We start from the raw sequence: 20,544 nt of genomic DNA, 5'->3' as shown, positions 1-20,544 counted from the left end.
ATTATATACAATACGTTATGTTGTAATCCAAAGGTTAGGGATATTACAAAAATTAATTTCAGAATTGAATAAGAAGAGATATGTATATACTTCAAAAGGTACACCTTTTGGAACATATTTAAAGATTAGAAAGAAAAATGGATTTTACAAAACATACAAAATGTTAAACTCATAGAACCTAGTAATGTTAAGCAAACATACTGATATCACAGGATTTTTATTTGGTTATTTAATGACGGATTCCACAAATTACAAAAAATGTAAAATTAGTTTTACTTTTGTAGTTGAATTTTCCTAAAAAGTGATATTTCAAATTGGATACTTATTTCATAGCAAAGCCAAAAGCACCCACCATGGATGCTTTTTAATTTATATATGTTTGTACTAGAACCGTTTTTTAAATTTTTAACAATACAAAAGAATTTAAAAAACGACAATTATGAAATAAATGTACTCATTATACTAATGAATTGGCCAATCTTAGCTGCAACTTGGGAGCCATGAACAACCATTGAGTTAATATCAGTTAAAGCCGCTTTCGCTCGTCTAAGAAGAGAGGGTTTTACAGCTGCACCTTGTTCTACATTTTGTGCTATCTCTTCAACAAAATCCAAAACATTCTCTTTAACATCTGAGTTCCCTATAGATATCTCTTTTAGTAATTCTATTTAGTAGAATATTCCCCTGTATAGCATCATTATTGGGTCCTGATTCCATGAGTTTGAAGTTAAGATATATTGAAAAAATCTTATTGAGATTTCTTGTCAATTTCTCATAAGTTTTCAGTTTATTCGGAAATTTGTCGGTTTTAATTTTACAGTTTAGTGAAATAGTCGGTTTGAAGATAATAAAAAGCGTCTGCAGGACAATAATTATGGGTATAAGGTGAAAATATGGTATGTGTATAGCAAAAAATAACGGAAAATCAACAACATGAACGGAAGGATAAACAGTACTGTAGCATATGGAACTTATTTGGTCTGTCTTAGGAGTCGTACAATGCATAATTGTAAGTCAGCAATCCTAGAAATAAGTTTGCCTTCGGTAGGAAGCGTTCCACTAACGATGTTCATACTCAATATTTTCTTAAAACGTTTGAAGGAATTTAGTTTATGTATATAACTTTATGAAGAATATTAAATCTGTAGCATATGTAATTCCTCTGGAATGGATTCACGTATAGATCCTCATCTAAATTAAAAAATTTCACATATAATTTCATTTATGTTTAAAGTTTAAAAGCTCACCATAGATGATTTATAGAGAATGCAATTATAAATGCAAGAAAATCTAATTTAAAATTGAAAATCCGTTCTATTTTGGTTAGATATGGAATAAATGAATTTTATTTCTCAATATTCACTGTATGTCACTTTTTTGTTTTTTTCTATATGATATTGGAAAAAGTATGCTTAATTTTATAACATAAATCCCCTACAAAATTATTACTCTACAAATTAATTTCTTAAAGAAAACTTCTTGTGAATATGTTACTAACTACATAAAGTGTAATATTAACAGAATTATTACCAAAGTATTAGGTTTTTAGAATGAAAAATGAGTGCTCAAAATATCATTGAAATCCAGGAATAGAAATCGTAATTAAAATTTTTTGTTTTCTGTCAGGTATGTAAATCACTTTAGCTACTTTATGGGTAATTTCATGTGTTTTTTCTTTTGCTTAAGTTTATGAAATAGGAGTATTAGCTCTAAGTATTGTAGCTAAGAGTATGTAAAGCATAGAAAATCCGAATTAAACAAAATAGGAGGAAAGTGAAAATGAAGCATCAAGATGATAGTAAAACTGGTTTGGAAATAGCGATTATTGGAATGGCAGGTAAATTTCCAGGTGCAAATGAAATAAACCAATTCTGGGATAACCTAAAAAATGGTGTTGATTCAATTTCTACATTTACTGAAGACGAGTTAATTAAAGAAGGTGTTAATTTAGAGGTTTTACAACATCCTAATTTTGTGAAAGCAAAAGGGTATTTGGAGGAAGTAGAATATTTTGATGAATCCTTTTTTGCTTATACACCTAGAGAAGCGAAAATAATGGATCCCCAAATCCGTATGTTACAGGAAACAACATGGGAAGCATTAGAGATGGCAGGTTATAATCCATTTGGTTATGAAGGATTAATAGGGTTATACGTAGGAGCATCTACTAATTTTAATTGGATGAAGCACACGCCATTATTAAACAGTGATAGTGTGGTTGAGTTTTCAGAGGCAGGTACTCTTTCCTATAAAGATGCAATTTCAACGCTTACATCCTATAAGTTGGGACTTAAGGGACCGAGTTTTACATTATATACAGCATGCTCTACATCTCTTTTGAGCATTCATCTTGCATGTAGATCATTGTTAACTGGAGAATGCTCTATTGCAGCTGCAGGTGGAGTATCTATAACGTATCCTAAAAAGAATGGTTATAAATATCATGAAGGAATGACAAGTTCACCTGATGGTAAAGTACGTACTTTTGATGCAGAAGCCCAGGGTGCAGTTTTTAGTGATGGTGTAGGTATGGTAATACTAAAGAGATTAGAAGATGCAATTGCTGATGGGGATACAATCTATGGTGTAATTAAGGGATCAGCAGCAAATAATGATGGAGGTCGAAAAGTAGGGTATACTGCACCGAGTGTTGAGGGACAGGCTGAAGTAATTCAAGCAGCTCATAGTTTTGCTGAAGTTGATCCTTCTACTATTAGTTATATAGAAACGCATGGGACGGCAACGCCATTAGGGGACTCTATTGAAGTAGAGGCACTAAAGAGAGCGTTTCAAGATGTGGACAAGAAATCTTTTTGTGCAATTGGTTCTGTTAAGAGTAATGTAGGTCATTTAGATACAGCTGCAGGGGTGACCGGACTTATAAAGACAGTTTTATCTATGAGACATAAACAACTCCCGCCAACTTTAAATGTGAAGCGCCCTAACTCGAAAATTGATTTTATAGATAGCCCATTTTATATCAATACTGATTTGGTAAATTGGCAAAGTGAAGATAATGATCTTCTTCGAGCAGGTGTGAGTGCTTTCGGATATGGTGGAACTAACGTTCATATTGTATTAGAAGAAGCCCCTAAAGTTAAAAGTTCTGCTTCTACTAGAGAGAAAAAACTAATGGTTCTTTCTGCTAGATCAAAAGAAGCTTTAAATAATGCTACAGTAAATATGGTTCAATATCTGGAATCTAATAAAGATGTTGAATTAGCAGATGTAGCATACACATTGCAAACTGGCCGTCGATCATTTCCGTATAGAAGAGCAGTCTTATGTAAGGATATAGATAGCGCCATAGACAATTTAAAAACAGTTAAAGATTTTCACATAAAAATGCAAGAAAATCCAGATTTGGTATTTGTGTTACCTAGCGAATACTCATCAATTATTGAGAATGTAAAAGAACTATACCAAAAGGAACCATTATTCTTAAAAGTATTTGAGCGTAATATGACTGATGCCCAAATGTATACTGGAAAAGCATTGAAAGAAGCATTCTTTAAAGGAACAGATGATAGCTTGGTTGAAGATTTAACCTTCTTCGTCTGCTTGCAATCGATAATTGATGTATTAATTGAATGTGATGTACGTCCTTCTAACATTATTGGTACAGGCTTAGCTGGAATGGTTTCAGATATTTATAATAAATCTCTTAAGCCAGAAGATGTCCTGAATCAATTAGTTGAGAACTATACAGAGTTACAGACAGAATGGACGCATGGAGAAAAAGTAGAACTTCTAACACAAGTTAAGGATATAGATCCTAATTCTGTGATTGTACATATTGGAGAGGTATTAAATTCTGAAATTAATAATAATCAGATTATTTTACAAAACGACTTGTTAGAGGTATTGGGACAAGCGTGGGAGTTAGGGGTAGAAATTAATTGGAGTAAACTGTATGAAGAGGAATATAGATTACGTATTGCCTTACCAACTTATCCTTTTGAGAAAAAACGATATTGGATAGATCCAGCTGAACAGCAAAATATAACTAATAGTGAAGAAGAAACATCGATAAAGAAACGTTCTAATATAGCTAAGTGGTTCTATACTCCAGGTTGGATGGAAAAAGAAATTGTAGATGTAACTAAAGGATCTACTAAAAGTTGGTTGTTATTTTTAGACAATGAGCATATAGGCTTAGCTCTTAAAGAAAAACTTGAAAGAGATGGACATCGTGTTATAACAGTCGGTGTGGGTCCTTCATATAAAAAGATTAGTTTAAATGAATTTACAATATGCCCTACTGAACAAGAAGATTATTATCAGTTATTTAATGAGCTACAAAAACAAGAGTGTTTACCAGAGGAGATTGTACACCTATGGAATGTGGATAATAAGGATTTAGGTATCGAGACCTTAGATACTGGATTCTATTCATTAATATCACTTGCAAAGACAATTAGTAAATTTAATTTACTTTATCCTATCAATATAAATGTTATGACGAATAATATGCAAAAGGTAGTAGGAGACGAGTCTATTATTGCAGAAAAATCTACTCTTTTAGCTCCTATAAAAGTATTTCCGCAAGAGTATCCAAATATTAGATGCCGTAGTGTAGATTTTATGTTGTCTGATAATGAAGAAGAATTAATATCAAACTTATATTCTGAGATTCAAATGGACATTACTGACACTGTAATAGCAATTCGAAATAATACTCGTTACATTCGAATTTATGAGCCTATACCTGATGAAAAAGTAAGTGAAATGCTAGTAATAAATGAAAATGAATCAGCTTCAAAAATTCGAAATATTCGATCGGAAGGGGTTTATTTAATTACTGGTGGAATGGGAGGAGTAGGCCTTAAATTAGCAGAATATTTGGCGCGTACAGTAAAGGCTAAACTAATATTAGTTAGTAGAACAGCTCTTCCTGATCGTGAAGAATGGGATCAAATTCTTCAATCACAGATTGAAAATGAACAATTATGTCAACGTATTAACCATATTCAGAAGTTGGAGTCATTGGGAGCAAAAGTAATGACAGCTGTTGCAGATGTAGCTGATGAAGAGCAGATGAGAAGCGTGATTGATCAGGCTGAGGCTAATTTTGGTCACATAAATGGGGTAATTCATGCAGCAGGTGTCTTACGTGTTAAATCAGCTCAGTGTCCAATGGAAAAGATAAGTAGGATTGAATGTGAAGAGCAATTTCTTCCTAAAGTACATGGTGTGCTAGTTCTTGATAAGTTATTGAGTAATTATGATCTTGATTTTTGTTATCTTGTTTCATCACTTTCACCTATTTTGGGTGGATTAGGTTTTGTAGCCTATTCAGCAGCAAACCTTTACTTAGATAGTTTTTCAGACAAAGTCAGTAATACATCTAATAATCGATGGACCAGTATTAACTGGGGAGATTGGCAGTATACGGGAGCTCAACAGGTTAATAAAATATTCAATGCTCAAAGTATAGAAGCGCTTGAAATGACATCTGAGGAAGGACAAAAAACATTCCAATGTGTGCTTGGTTTAAGTGGTTTAAATCAGGTAATTATTTCTTCAGGAGATTTAAATAAACGTTTTGATCAATGGATTAATCTGAATTCTCGTAAACGAATTTCTGAATTGGAAACTCAAACGAAAACGGGAGATAAGTTCAGAAATCAAGATGAAGTAGAGGAAATAATTATAGGGATTTGGAAAGAGTTTTACAGTGTTGATACTGTAAATGTAAATGAAAATTTCTTTGATCTTGGTGCAACTTCACTTCATATAATTCAAATTCATGAGAGATTAATTAATAGATTAGAAAAACAGATTTCAATTGGAGTTATGTTTGAGTATCCAAGTATTCGTTCTTTAGCGAGATACTTAAGTGGAGATAAGCAAAAGAATCAAGTTAAACATACAAAACGTTTTAATCGAAAAACGAAAGAAGATAACGATATTGCAATTATAGGAATAGATGGACGTTTTCCTGGAGCACAGAATGTAAATGAATTCTGGAATAATATAAAGTCTGGAACAGAGTCTATTCAATTTTTTACAGATGAAGAGTTAATTGAATCTGGTGTGAATCCTATGGAAGTAAAAAGCCCTAATTATGTTAAAGCGAAAGGGTATTTAGAGGGAACTGATAATTTTGATGCTCCATTCTTTGATTATACACCTCAAGATGCATCGTTAATGGATCCGCAACTACGAGTATTTCATGAATGTGCGTGGTCTGCCCTTGAACATGCTGGATATAATATTGAGACATACCCGGGCCTAATTGGTGTATATAGTGGGGCATCTCCTAACTTATATTGGCAAGTGTTATCTACTCTTTCAGAGGCAAATGAACCAGCTGGACAATTCTTAATTTCATTACTTAACGACAAAGACTCGCTAAGCACTCAAATTTCTTACAAATTTAACCTAAAAGGACCAAGTATGAATATCTTTACGGGATGTTCAACATCATTGGTGGCTATTCATAATGCATGCCAAGCATTATTACAGGGGCATTGTGATATTGCTATAGCTGGAGGAATTACATTAACTCAACCTGAAAAAGCAGGTTATACCTACCAAGAAGGAATGCTATTTTCTTCAGATGGTCATTGTCGTCCTTTTGATGAAAATGCAAATGGCATGCTTTTTGGAGACGGTGTTGGGATTGTTGTTCTGAAGCCTTTACAGGAAGCTATAAATGATGGGGATACTATACATGCAGTAATAAAAGGAACGGCGATTAATAATGATGGGAATCGGAAAATTGGTTACACTGCACCTAGTGTAGAGGGCCAAGTAGAAGTTATTAAAATGGCGCAACATGAAGCAAATGTAGAACCTGAGTCCATTTCCTATATTGAAACACACGGAACTGCTACTAAACTAGGAGATACCATTGAGATCAAGGCGCTTAGTGAAGTGTTTAACTCTAATGAAAAACAATCTGTACCAATTGGATCTGTTAAAGCAAATGTGGGCCATCTAAATGCAGCGTCCGGTGTTGCTGGTCTAATTAAAACGGTCTTTGCGATGAAAGATCAAGTTCTTCCGCCAAGTGTGAATTTTACAAAACCAAACACGCAAATTGGATTTGAAAAGACACCTTTTTATGTAAATCAACGATTAAATGAGTGGAAAAAGGATAATAAACCATTACGTGCAGGTGTTAGTTCATTTGGTATTGGTGGTACAAATGCACATATTATTTTGGAGGAGGCACCAAAGCTTGAAGCAACATCAAATAGTAGACCATACCAGATGTTAATGATTTCGGCAAAATCGAAAGATGCTTTGGATCGTATGACTTTGAATTTAGGAAATCACCTTGAACAGAATCCTCATGTGAATTTGGCAGACACTAGTTATACATTGCAAATTGGACGTAAGGAATTCAAGCATAGGAGAGCTTTAGTTTGTTCCAGTACTCAAGAAGGAATTGAACTGTTAAACCAGCCAGAAGGAAGAAGAGTACAATATGTAAATGTAAAAGAGGAACATCCTAAAGTTAACTTCCTGTTTTCTGGGAATGGATCGCAATATGTAAACATGGGGTTAGAATTATACGAACAAGAGGCAATTTTCCGTGAAGCTATGGATGAATGCTTTGCAATCCTTCAATCTGTTACGAATGTAAACATGAAAGAAGTGTTATACCCAACTACTTTCAGTATTGATGAGGCGACGGAAAAATTAAAAAGAATGGAATTTAGTCAACCAATTCTTTTTGCGTTTGAATACGCAGTTGCGAAACTATTAATGGGTTGGGGAATTAAACCTGAAGCAATGATTGGATATTCATTTGGTGAATATGTGGCTGCTTGTTTAGCAGAAGTATTTACTTTAGAAGATGCACTTAAATTGGTTGTAAAAAGAGGTCAGCTAATGAGTAGTCTTCCTGCAGGAGTAATGCTTAGCGTTCCACTTCCAGAAGAGGAATTAATTCATTTGATTAATTCTTTTGAAAAAGAATATCAACATACCATTTCTTTAGCGGTAGTTAATGGCCCTGCTTGTATAGTTTCTGGGACAGAAGAAGCAATTGTAGATTTTGAAAATGAATTAAAGAAAAAGCGTTTAATGTGTATGCGAGTAACAATAGAAGGAGCAGCACATTCACACGAACTGGATTCAATTCTGGACGAGTATGCTTCCTATGTTAGTACATTGACACTTAGAGAACCAAAAATACCTTATTTGTCAAACTTGACCGGTACTTGGATACGACCTGAAGAAGCAACAAACCCAGTTTATTGGGTAAAACATATGCGTGGAACTGTTCGATTCTCTGATGGAATTCAAGAGTTGAATAGGGACAATACAAGTCTATTCATAGAGATTGGTCCTGGAAATGACCTTAGTAGGCTTACTAGTCGCCTTTTAGACTATGAAAATGGTAATGAAAGAATATTTAATACGGTTCGATCTGTTCAACAAGATGTATCAGATATGTATTTCTTATTCAGTCACATCACTCGAATGTGGGTAACAGGTATTTCTGTAGATTGGGAACAATTTTATAAAGATGAGAAGAGAAGACGTATCCCATTACCAATGTATTCTTTCAATAAAATATCTTATAAATTACAAGGTAATCCGTATGATTTAGGTCAAAAGCTTAATAGTAAGCAATCTAAAATTAGTAAGAATAACAACATTTCTGAATGGTTCTATACGCCGCAATGGAAAAGTTCTACATTGTTTGAACCAAATCATGATGTGAATGAGACATGGATTGTTTTTGTAGATCAAGAAGGTTTAGGTAATGAACTAGTTAAGGACTTATTAAATAAAGGGCAGAGAGTAGTTACAGTAGAACCTGGCTTTGCTTTTAATAAGGAGAATAACGATCGCTTCATTATAAATCCTGAAGAACGTACAGATTACGTTAAGTTATTGGATGAAGTACAAGAAATATATGGTTTACCTACAAGAATAATTCATATGTGGGGAATTACCAATGAGGAAAGACAAGCCTCAATTGAATATGTAAATTGTAAACAAAACTTAGGATTCTATTCAATGTTCTACTTAACTCAGGCACTAGGAGACAAGAATATCTCTGATTCAATCTCAATTCGAATCATTACAAATGGTGTTCAACAAGTGATTGGTGATGAAGAATTAATTCCAGAAAAATCAACTGTACTTGGAACGTCATTAGTTGTTCCGCAAGAGTATTCTTATCTTTCTTGTTCAAGTGTTGATGTTGTTTTACCTCTAAACAAAGAATGGAAGAATAGGTTAATAAATCAATTAGTAGAAGAATGTCTTTCAAATACGAATGATAAGATGATTGCTTATCGAGGAAATAAAAGATTTGTTCAAACTTACGAGCCTTTACAACTAGAACAGCCAGCTAAAGAGAAACTGCCTTTACGAAAAAATGGAGTTTACCTTATTACAGGAGGACTCGGAGGTATTGGTACAATTCTTGCGAAACACTTGGCTCAAACTGTACAAGCCAACTTAGTTCTTCTTACACGTACAGGTCTGCCAAATCGTGATGAGTGGGATATGCATTTGAAGGAAAATACGATGTATTCGGACAGAATTCGTAAAGTTTTAGAGATAGAAGAAACGGGATCTAAAGTTTATGTACTTGCTGCTGATGTTACAGATCAATCACAACTATACGAAGCAATTCATAAGGCAGAACAAAAATTTGGAAAGATTAATGGTGTAATTCATGGTGCAGGTATTCTCGGTGGAAAGACTTTTAATTTAATTCAGGAACTTGAAAAAGAGGACTGTGAGGAACAATTTTCTGCAAAAATTTATGGTCTTCTCAATTTAGAAGAGTGCTTACGAAATAAAGATTTAGATTTTTGTGTTCTAATGTCTTCAATTTCAGCGGTCTTAGGTGGATTAGGTTATGTATCATATGCTGCTTCAAATATATACATGGATGTTTTTGCACAATATATAAATCGTTATTCCAACCTGCCTTGGATAAGTGTCAATTGGAGTGATTGGAAATACTGGGAAGATGAAGAAAAAGATATGCAGATAGGTGCAAGTGTACATGAATTATCTATGACACCTGAAGAAGGAGTTCAGGCTTTTAATATAGCACTGTCATGGAAACAAGGGGAAGTACTGATTCATTCTCCAGGAGAACTGCAAGCGCGTATTGATCAATGGGTGTTATTAAATTCTTTCAATGATGAGAAGGAAGAAGAATTAGATTCTACGTTATACCATTCTAGACCACAACTCTTGACTGAATATGTAGCACCTCGTAATGAGGTAGAAGAAAAGCTTTCAAAAATTTGGAGAAATATATTTAAAGTTTCAGAAGTTGGTGTTCATGATGATCTTCTGGAACTAGGTGGAGATTCACTTAAGGCTATTACTATTGTTTCAAAAATTCATAAAGAGTTTAATGTTGAAGTTCCTATTAAAGAACTCTTTACTCTATCAAATATTGAGAAACTAGCAAATTATATTTCAAGGGCAGATAAGAGTGAATTTGATGTTATTGTTCCAGCTGAACCTAAATCTTATTATCAGCTTTCTTCAGCTCAGAAGAGATTTTATGTATTACACCGATTGTATCCAGAAAGTACAGCTTATAATGATACTTCCGTTATTCTTTTGAATGGAAAATTAAACATTGAACGTTTAGAAAAGGCGTTCACTCAATTAATTAAGCGTCATGAGATATTTAGAACTACTATTGAAATGAAAAATGATAAACCGGTACAAATTATTCATGATCATGCTGATTTTCATATTACTCAAATTGAGGGCTTTGAATCTGAAGTGGAACAAATAATTAATGAATTTATTCGCCCATTTAATTTTAATAATGCTCCATATTTCCGTGTAGGGTTAATTAGATTGGAAGAACAAAAACATATTTTAATTATTGATTTACATCATATAGTAACCGATGGAGTTTCCTATGATATTTTTGTTAGAGATCTATTTGCGCTTTACTCAGGAGAGAAATTACCAAACTTAAAAATACAGTATAAGGATTACTCAGAATGGCAGCAAAGTGAAAAAGAAAAAGAAATTGCTCTCAAACATGAACAGTATTGGCTAGAGCAATTTAAAGATGGTGTACCTGTCTTGAATATGCCTACTGATTATACAAGACCTGAAATATTAGATCTGAAAGGTAGTAAAATATCCTTTACTATTGATTCAAATGTTACCAAGAAAATTAAGCGTTTATTAGCAAAAGAAGAAACTACATTATATACGCTAATGCTCTCTGTATATAATATTTTGCTAGGTAAATATACTGGCCAAGAGGATGTTGTTATTGGTTCACCAATTACTGGTCGCCCACATGCGGATTTACAAGATATTATAGGAGTATTTGTAAACATGTTAGGGATAAGGAACTATCCAAGAGCTGAACAAAGGTTTACTCAATTCCTATTTGAAGTAAAAGAACAGGTCTTACAAGCGTTTGAACATCAAAAATGTCAATATGAGGACCTGGTTAATCAATTAGGACTTCAAGGAACGTATAATAGGAACCCACTTTTCGATGTTTCATTTGTTATGCAAAATATGGATGCAGATCATATGTTTATCGATGGTTTAGAACTAAGGACATATGATCACGACTTTAAGCGGGCACAAATGGATTTATTGCTAAGAGTGGTTGAATTGGAAGATACAATTGAACTGACTATGGAATATGCAACCTCTTTATATACTAGGGACACGGTTCAAAAGTTATGTGAGCGTTATGTTGAGATTTTTGAACAAATTGTAGATCATCCTGAAATTTTATTAAAAGATATTTCATTTAAACAAGAAATTCAAGAACTGCAACCAGTTAAGGTATCAGTAGATTTTGGGGATTTTAACTTTTAATTGATTATTGTCAGGAGTGAGTAACTATGGTTGAACGAATAGCGAATAAAGATAAAGTAATTGCCGCAAATGAACGAATAAAGGAAAGAGAATTTTGGTTAGAAAACTTATCAGGGGAACTGGCTGACTGCCATTTCCCTTATGATTACCGGACATCAAACAAACAGGTGAATTTATCAAATGTTAGCATAAAACTAAAAGAGGAATTGTCCGAGAAGATTTTAAAGTTAGCAAATGGATCAGATCTTCAATTGCACATGATTCTTACTGCTGGACTTACTTTGCTGTTAAATAAATATACTAGATTGCAAGATATATGCATTGGTACACCTGTTTTAAAACAAGACAGTGATACTAACCTTATTAATACTTTGTTAGTTTTAAGACATGGTCTTGAGGAACATATGACATTTAGACAAATTCTCCAGCATGTTAGTACAGTAATGGTTAATGCTTTAGAACATCAAAATTTCCCATTGGAAAGTTTACAACCGGTTTTGAGTAACTACCTTCCAGAGGGGCGTAATTATCCATTCCGTACTGCAATTTTGCTAGAGGAAATTCAAGATTTAAATTATTTAAGTGAGAGCAATGCTGAGATTATATTCTCTTTCCGTCAAGTAAATGGCTGTATAGAAGTTGATATGTATTTTAATGAGCATCTATACAAAACATCTACTGTTGCGCGATTTGGTCATCATTTTATAGACTTGTTAGAGCAAGCTTTACTACAACCGAATACGCCGCATATAGATTTAGATTGGGTTAGTGATAATGATATAAGAGAGTTAATGACATTTAATCAAACTGAGTTAGATTACCCGCATCATTTAACGGTGATACAGTTATTTGAAGAACAAGTCATGCATAATCCAAATAAACTTGCTGTTTCTGATGACAAAAGAGAAATAACATACGCTCAATTAAAAGAAAAGGTAGATCTGGTTGCCAGTTCTCTACATAAAAAAGGAATTGGAAAAGGACACATTGTTGGTCTTATGATGGATCGATCCATTGATGCAGTCATTGCAATGCTAGGTATTTTAAAAAGTGGGGCTGCTTATTTACCTATTAACATATATTTGCCGTATAAACGGATAGAGGCGATGCTAAAAGAATGTAAATCTCCACTTTGTATAGTAAAACCAGAGGTTATTAGTGAAGATTTTACAAGAGAAATCCAGGATTGTAGTATGGTGAGTTTTAATGAACTACTTGAAACAGAGTTGATTAGTTTCCCTTCAGTAAGTACACCTTACGATTTGGCATATGTTATTTTCACCTCTGGAACTACAGGTAATCCTAAAGGAATTATGGTTGAAAATCGTAGTGTTGTAAATTTAATATTTGGGTTAAAAAATGAAATATATGATAAATATAGTTCTTCTATGCGAATCGGGTTAGTTTCACCTTTTGAGTTTGACGCTTCAGTACAAAACATGTTTGGTGCGCTTCTATTAGGAAATAGTTTATTTATAGTACCTGAGGAAGCAAGAACTGATGGGCAGGAGTTAATTAATTTTTATCAAGAAAAGCAAATAAATATTGCTGATGGAACGCCGATGCATCTTCGATTATTAACTAATTTTATAGATGAAGAGGTAGAATATTCATTTAAACATTTTATTATTGCTGGAGAGGAATTACCACCGAAATTAGCACGGAAGTTCCTTGGTTTATTTAATGAAAACTGCCGACCAAATTTAACAAATGCTTATGGACCTACAGAGACAACTGTAGATTCTACATGTTATCATGTTCAGCACGCTGAGTTAGAATTTATGAATCAATTACCAATAGGAAGACCTCTAGCTAATCAAAAAGTTTATATTATGGGTGATAATCAACAATTACAACCCGTTGGAATTCCTGGGGAATTGTGTATTTCAGGAGAAGGATTAGCAAGAGGTTATTTAAATCAACCTAAGTTAACTATGGAGAAATTTGTTCCTATACAAATCAACAAAGAGGGTTCTTCTATTATAGATGACAAGGTATATCGTACTGGAGATTTGGCACGCTGGTTACCAGATGGAAATCTTGAATATTTAGGCCGTATGGATGATCAAGTCAAAATTCGTGGATTACGAATTGAATTGGGAGAAATAGAAAAGCAACTATTACGATATCCTGAAATTGGTGAAGCTATTGTAATTACACGTAAAAAAGAGGGAGAAGATGCTCCGGTTTTATGTGCATATGTTGTTATGAATTCTTCAGCTAAAGTAGAAGAGGTACGCCAATTCCTTAGAGAGTATTTACCTTTTTATATGATTCCTGCATACATCATCCCGATTGAGCAGTTTCCAATCTCATCAAACGGTAAAATAGATCGGAAAGCTCTTCCAGATCCAATTTGGGAGCAATCCACAGCTTTATTTATTGAACCACGTAATGAAATTGAACAAATGCTCTCTGAGATATGGAAAGTAGTACTTGGAATAGAGAAAATAGGTGTGAATGATAACTTTTTCGAATTAGGAGGTAATTCATTACAAATTACTTCTGTTGTTTCACACATATATAAACGTTTAGGTGTAGATGTACCTATACGTGAAATGTTTCAAAGGCCTACAATTATGCTATTAGCGGAGTATATAGAGAAATATGAAGGGAAGAAAAATTATTCTCAAATTGAGATCGTACCTGATAGAGAATTTTATCAAGCTTCTTCTTCACAAAAAAGATTATATATATTAAACCGCTTTGCTGAAATAGGAACTGCCTACAATATACCAGGTGCAATGTTAATAGAAGGTGAGTTTGATTTTATAAAGGCAGAACAATGTGTCAAAGAATTAGTAGAACGTCATGAATCATTAAGAACTTCATTCCAATTTATTAAAGGTGAACCAGTTCAATTTATTCATGATAGTTTAGATATTAGAATTGAACATTTATATAAATCTGATAGATCAACAATTGAAGAGCTAATACAGGAATTTGTTCGTCCTTTTCAGTTAGATAGGGCTCCACTTATGCGCGTCGGTTTAATGAAATTAGAATTCAATCAATATCTGTTACTATTTGATCTTCATCACATAATAGCAGATGGAGTATCTTTAGCGAAGTTAGAAAAAGAGTTTATAGATTTATATTCAGGCAAAGCCTTAGAGCCTATTAAAATACAATACAAAGATTATGCCAATTGGCAAACCAACCGTTTACATGATGAAGGGCTGAAAGAAATTGAAGAGTATTGGGTAGAGAAGTTTAAAGGTGAGTTACCAATTCTTATGTTCCCAACCGATAAGCCACGTGGGCTAAATCAAACTTTTGAAGGTGATAGATTAGTATTCCATTTAACACCTGAACTTTCTAATAAATTAAAATCCTTTGCGGATGAAAGAGAAGCTACTTTATATATGGTACTTCTTTCGTCACTAAATATAGTATTGCATGTGTATACGCAACAGGAAGATATTATAGTAGGTTCTCCAATTGCAGGAAGAATTCATCATGATCTTGAGCCTATCATAGGTATGTTTGTAAATACTCTACCTATGAGAAATCATCCTAAAGCGGAAAAGACGATAATTCAATTCTTAAATGAAGTAAAAGAAAATGCGCTAGAAGCATTTCAATATCAAGAATACCCATTTGATGAGTTAGTAAATAAGTTAGACATGGCTTATCATACTAATCGAAATCCTGTATTTGATGTCATGTTAGTAATGCAGAATATCGGAAGAACATCAGAAAAAATAAAAGATATTACATTTAAATCATACGAAATTAAGCATCAAGCTTCAAAGGTAGATATGAGTATAGAAGTATTTCCGGAAGAAGAGGGTCTGCGATTAGAATTGGAATACGCGACAGGACTATATTATCCGCAAACTATAGAGCGGTTTATGATGCATTTTATAAATACGCTAGAGTGGATGGTAGCTAATCCTGAAGCGAAAATTGAAGACGTTAATGTTTTAAGTAAAAGTGAATCCACAAGGATGTTAAATGAACTTAATAATACAAAATTAGATTTTACTCAGGGTAAATTAGTTCATCAATTTTTTGAGGATCAGGTTGAAAATAAACCAGAAGAAATCGCAGTTATTTCAAATGATATACTGTACAGTTATTCGTATATCAATAATCGAGCAAATCAGCTTGCTCGTATTCTTAGACAAAAAGGTGTAGATCAGGAAACTAAAATTGGTATCGTTGTGGAAAGATCCGTAGAAATGATTATAGCTATATTTGCTGCGCTAAAATCTGGAGCTGCATATGTACCAATTGATCCTGAATATCCAAAGCGTCGAATGGAACATATTTTAGAGGATTGTAATCCTCAATTTGTACTTACAGAATCTAAATACGTAGGTGAAATTCCATTTGTAGGAGAGATTATTGATTTAAAGCAAGAAAATTTGTACGTTGGTGATACAAGTAACCTGGAGGTTACTGGAAAACCAAATAACTTAGCTTATATTTTATATACCTCAGGTTCTACAGGTAGACCAAAAGGAGTCATGATTGAACATTGTAGTATTGTGAATTTCTTATTTTCAATGACTCATTTATATCCTATGGATGAATCAGATACGTATTTACTGAAGACGCCTTATATATTTGATGTATCTGTTTTAGAGTTGTTTGGGTGGACCATAGTAGGTAGTAAATTAGTAATAATGGAAAATGGGGAACATCGAAACCCAAGGGCAATTTTAAGAACTATAGATAAATATGATGTAAAATTATTAAATTTTGTACCGTCTATGTTTAGAGCATTCGTAAATACACTTAATAATGAAAATTGCCAGGTTTTAAATAAAGTAAAGTATATATTACTTGCGGGTGAAGCTTTGACACATGAGGTGGTCAATAAATTTAAAAAGCATCGACTATCGACTCAAATAGAAAATATGTATGGTCCTACTGAGGCGACGGTTATCGCAAGTACATTTTCACTTCAAGAAAGTGAAAACTATAATACTATTCCTATTGGAAAGCCTATTCCGAATGTAAGGCTTTATATACTTAATCAAAAACAGAGACTTCAGCCTATTGGCGCGGTAGGAGAGCTGTATATTGCGGGAGAAGGGCTTGCAAGAGGATATGTAAATCAAATGAGATTAACTGAAGAAAAGTTTTTACCAGACCCATTTGTAAAAGGGGAGAAAATGTACAGGACAGGAGATCTTTCACGCTGGTTACCTGATGGGAATATAGAATTCCTCGGTAGAAATGATGAACAATTAAAAATTAGAGGATATCGAATTGAGCCAGGGGAAATTTTAGATGCTTTATCTTCACATCATGCAATTAAAGAAGCAGTGATAGTAGACATTCAAGATGAAGATGGGCAGAAAAAACTTGTAGCTTATTTCGTAGCAAAATCACCTGTATCCATTTCTGATTTGAAATTGCATCTTGCGAAATTAGTTCCGAGTTATATGATACCTACTTTCTTTGTTGAAGTTGAAAACATACCATTAACACCAAGTGGAAAGGTTGATCGACATTCCTTACCTTCACCTAGATCTTTACCTAAGAATGAGGAGGAGAGTAGGATGTCTCCTAGTAATGAGTTAGAATCTCGTTTGGTTGAAATATGGAAAAGTATATTGAAGATTGAAGCTGTCGGTGTAGAGGATGATTTCTTTGACTTAGGAGGAAATTCTCTACTAGCTATTGAGCTTGATCTTGCTTTAGAAAACGAGAATCTTAATACGGACGACTTAGTCGCATATACAAAACGCAATATTAAACAACTAGCTGCTTATATAGCAGAAAAGAAAAATAATTAGTATTACTTCATATTGTAAACACGACTTTTAAGAGTTTAAATTTACACTTGCTATACTGTGGGATTAAAGGAGCTTTCCCTCTTAGCTTTCTGGAATGTTAGTGTTTATTCTGGTGACTATGAGTTAGGGAATTCTCCTCCCTATTATAGAATGATTAAAATAAAAAAGTGATTCGAGAAATAAGATTCTTTATATGAAATGCGTTAATAATAATTGATAGATTTTTAAAGAAGATATACATATCTCTGTCAACTTAGTATAGAGAAATAACCAAATTACAATAGTTTTTCCTGTTGGTAAAAATATAGAGGTGAGTAAATGGGAAATTATACTTCTTCAATCTTATATGATGTTGAGCCTTGTAAAAGTTCTGAACAGAATTGTATTGATGATGTAATTGCTACGTTAGCTAATTGGTTTAAGCGTAAACATTATTTAATGTACGCTAGATTATGGGATTTTGGTTTTTCTCCTGTCGATAATGGAAATCTAGGGGATGGTTTATATACAGAGTCTGGTTATTTTGTAAGTGATTTAGAAAAATATCATGGTATAAAAAGTACTATATTTGATACAGATTCATCCGATGAAGGATTTGAAATTATATTAGAACAATTATACTCGGGATTTCCTGTGGTGGTAACCATGAATGCATACTGGCTTCCTTGGGATGAGAATTATCTAAAAAATCATATTGTTCATTCATTTGTTATTGTAGGATATGAGCCCGAAGAAGACTGTTTCATTATTACCGATCCATATTTTATGGTTAAAAATGCACAACTTTCAACAGAACTTTTTCATAAGGGTTATCAAAAAGTAAGTACTTTAAAGGTTACTGAAGATGAAATCACAGACATACAATCGATTACAACCGATTTGTCAAATTGGATAAAACATATAAAAGATGAAAAACATATTTTTTCACAAATGCACCTTTTTGCTACGAAACTAATAAGTAGGTTTGATTTAAATAAAGAGACAGATGGATATTTAGACTTTAATGATGTTCCGTTATTCTCACATTTAGGTCAAGTTGTAGATGGCCGAGTGAAGTTTTCAAAAATGCTTTCGTTTCTTGGTGAGCGTTATCACTCGGGCTTCCAAACTATCGCTGAATCTATGAAGACAGCAGCTGCCAATTGGGGAGTAATTCGTGGATCATTGATAAAAATGCACTTAACAAAATCAGTAACTAAAGAAGGAATAGTAAATATTTCAGATAAAATTCACCATGCTGCAGAATACGAGCAAAATTTAGCTGAACAAATAATGACATTTCTTATTTCTGTTATAGAAGGTAATACAAAGAATGTAATTATAGATTCTTCTCCATCGATGGGGATTACTAATTATGTAAAACCACTCGATGATATGGAGAGAAAGCTAGTTGATATATGGAAAGAAGTTATAGGTAATCCTTGTATTGGTGTGGTAGATAATTTTTTCGCACTTGGTGGTCATTCCCTTCATGCTACTGTAATCAACGCTAAAATATGGAAAGAATTTAATGTGCAATTATCATTAGCAAATCTTTTTGAGTATCCAACAATAAGAACTTTAAGTCATTTTATTAAAAATTCAAAAGAAAATAGATTGCATGAGATAGAAATAGTACCGAAATCTGAGTTATACCCGGTTTCATCAGCCCAAAAAAGAATGATGCTATTACAAGAGATGGATGGGGTACAGATGACATACAATGTACCAAGTTGTTTTATTCTAAAAGGAACGGTGGACCGGAAAAGGATAGAATTAGTTTTTGAAGAGCTTATTAAACGCCATGAAATACTCAGAACACAGTTTGAGTGGCAGGGAGATCAATTAGTACAGAGAGTATTAGAACAGGTAACATTTGAGCTAGAAATGATAAAGGGAGAGTATAAAGAATGGTTGCAACCATTTAATCTTTCTAAGGTTCCGTTAATGCGGGCTGGACTAAAGGAGCTAAAAGATAATAGTTATTTACTTGTAATTGACCTTCATCACATCATAACAGACGGCGTGTCTTTAAGTATCTTTATGCATGATTTTAAGGACCTATATGCTGGGGAAACATTGCCGGAAAATCGTTTGCAATATAAAGATTATGCTGTGTGGGAACAAAAATTATTATCTTCTAAAGAATTTGATATCCATAAGAAATACTGGGAGGAATTATTCTCAGGGGATATACCAGTTCTTGAATTACCATACGATCGAGGTCGACTACCAGTAAAGAGTTTTGAGGGTGAACAATACAATTTCCAAGTAAACAAGGAAATTACTCAAAAAATAAAAAAAATAGCACTAGAAACTGATACGACACCTTTTATGTTACTTATGGCTACCTTCACTATTTTTCTGTACAAGCATGGAGAACAAAAGGATGTCATTATAGGATCACCAGTTGCAGGTAGGCCGCATGCTGATCTGTTACCTCTTATGGGGTTGTTTGTAAATACAATTGCATTACGTTATCAAATAAATCCAGATCAATCTTTTATTAATCACTTGAAAAAAGTGAAAAACGATACGTTAGAAGCTTTCGAACATCAGGTGTATCCATTTGATCAGTTAGTGGAAAAATTAGATCTTTCTAGAGACTTAAGCCGAAGTGCTTTATTTGATGTCATGTTTGTATTACAAAATTCGGATGAAAAACATACAGTTGTGGATGGATTAGAAATTAGCATGGAAACAAACACAGATACACTAACAAGTAAGTTTGATTTAACTCTTATTGCTGAAGAACATAAAGATATATATGAATTCACTTTTGAATATGCCACATCTTTATTTGATAAATCAACAATAGTAGAATTTGGACGGCGATTTAACCTTCTATTAGAAGAAATAACAACTCATCCTAATGTTAGTCTAAAAGATATTCAAATGTTAACAAGTGAGGAAAAAGAACTTGTTTTATCTGCGACTCAGGAGAAAGAAAAAATAAAAATAGAGACTGATTTTAATTGGGATATAGGTTAATTGATTTCCCAGGTCTCAGAAGGAGTAATTA

4 protein-coding genes are annotated in these 20,544 nt (G+C 33.3%); 3 read left to right on the top strand and 1 reads right to left on the bottom strand.

Features of this window, described 5'->3' with window-relative positions:
• Positions 1-437 precede the first annotated feature (437 nt).
• Complete coding sequence (locus ABWK52_RS17055) at positions 438-614, bottom strand: hypothetical protein (protein ID WP_170924502.1); 177 nt, start codon at positions 612-614, stop codon at positions 438-440.
• 1,165 nt (positions 615-1,779) lie between these two features.
• Here ABWK52_RS17055 and ABWK52_RS17050 point away from each other — a divergent pair.
• From ABWK52_RS17050 to ABWK52_RS17040, 3 genes are all read left to right on the top strand, one after another.
• Complete coding sequence (locus tag ABWK52_RS17050; protein ID WP_098541649.1) at positions 1,780-11,793, top strand: type I polyketide synthase; 10,014 nt, start codon at positions 1,780-1,782, stop codon at positions 11,791-11,793.
• A gap of 26 nt (positions 11,794-11,819) precedes the next feature.
• Entirely contained in the window at positions 11,820-17,543 is a 5,724-nt protein-coding gene (locus ABWK52_RS17045) for a non-ribosomal peptide synthetase (protein WP_098541651.1), read from the top strand.
• 318 nt (positions 17,544-17,861) lie between these two features.
• The gene (locus tag ABWK52_RS17040) at positions 17,862-20,513 is read left to right on the top strand and encodes a condensation domain-containing protein (RefSeq protein WP_098541653.1); all 2,652 of its coding nucleotides are present in this window, start codon (positions 17,862-17,864) and stop codon (positions 20,511-20,513) included.
• Positions 20,514-20,544 lie beyond the last annotated feature (31 nt).

Origin of the sequence: Bacillus sp. AP50 (assembly GCF_040492675.1) — a bacterium.
Classification (GTDB): domain Bacteria; phylum Bacillota; class Bacilli; order Bacillales; family Bacillaceae_G; genus Bacillus_A; species Bacillus_A cereus.
Note: the sequence above shows the minus strand (reverse complement) of the source record. Positions and strands in the feature narration are given on the sequence as shown.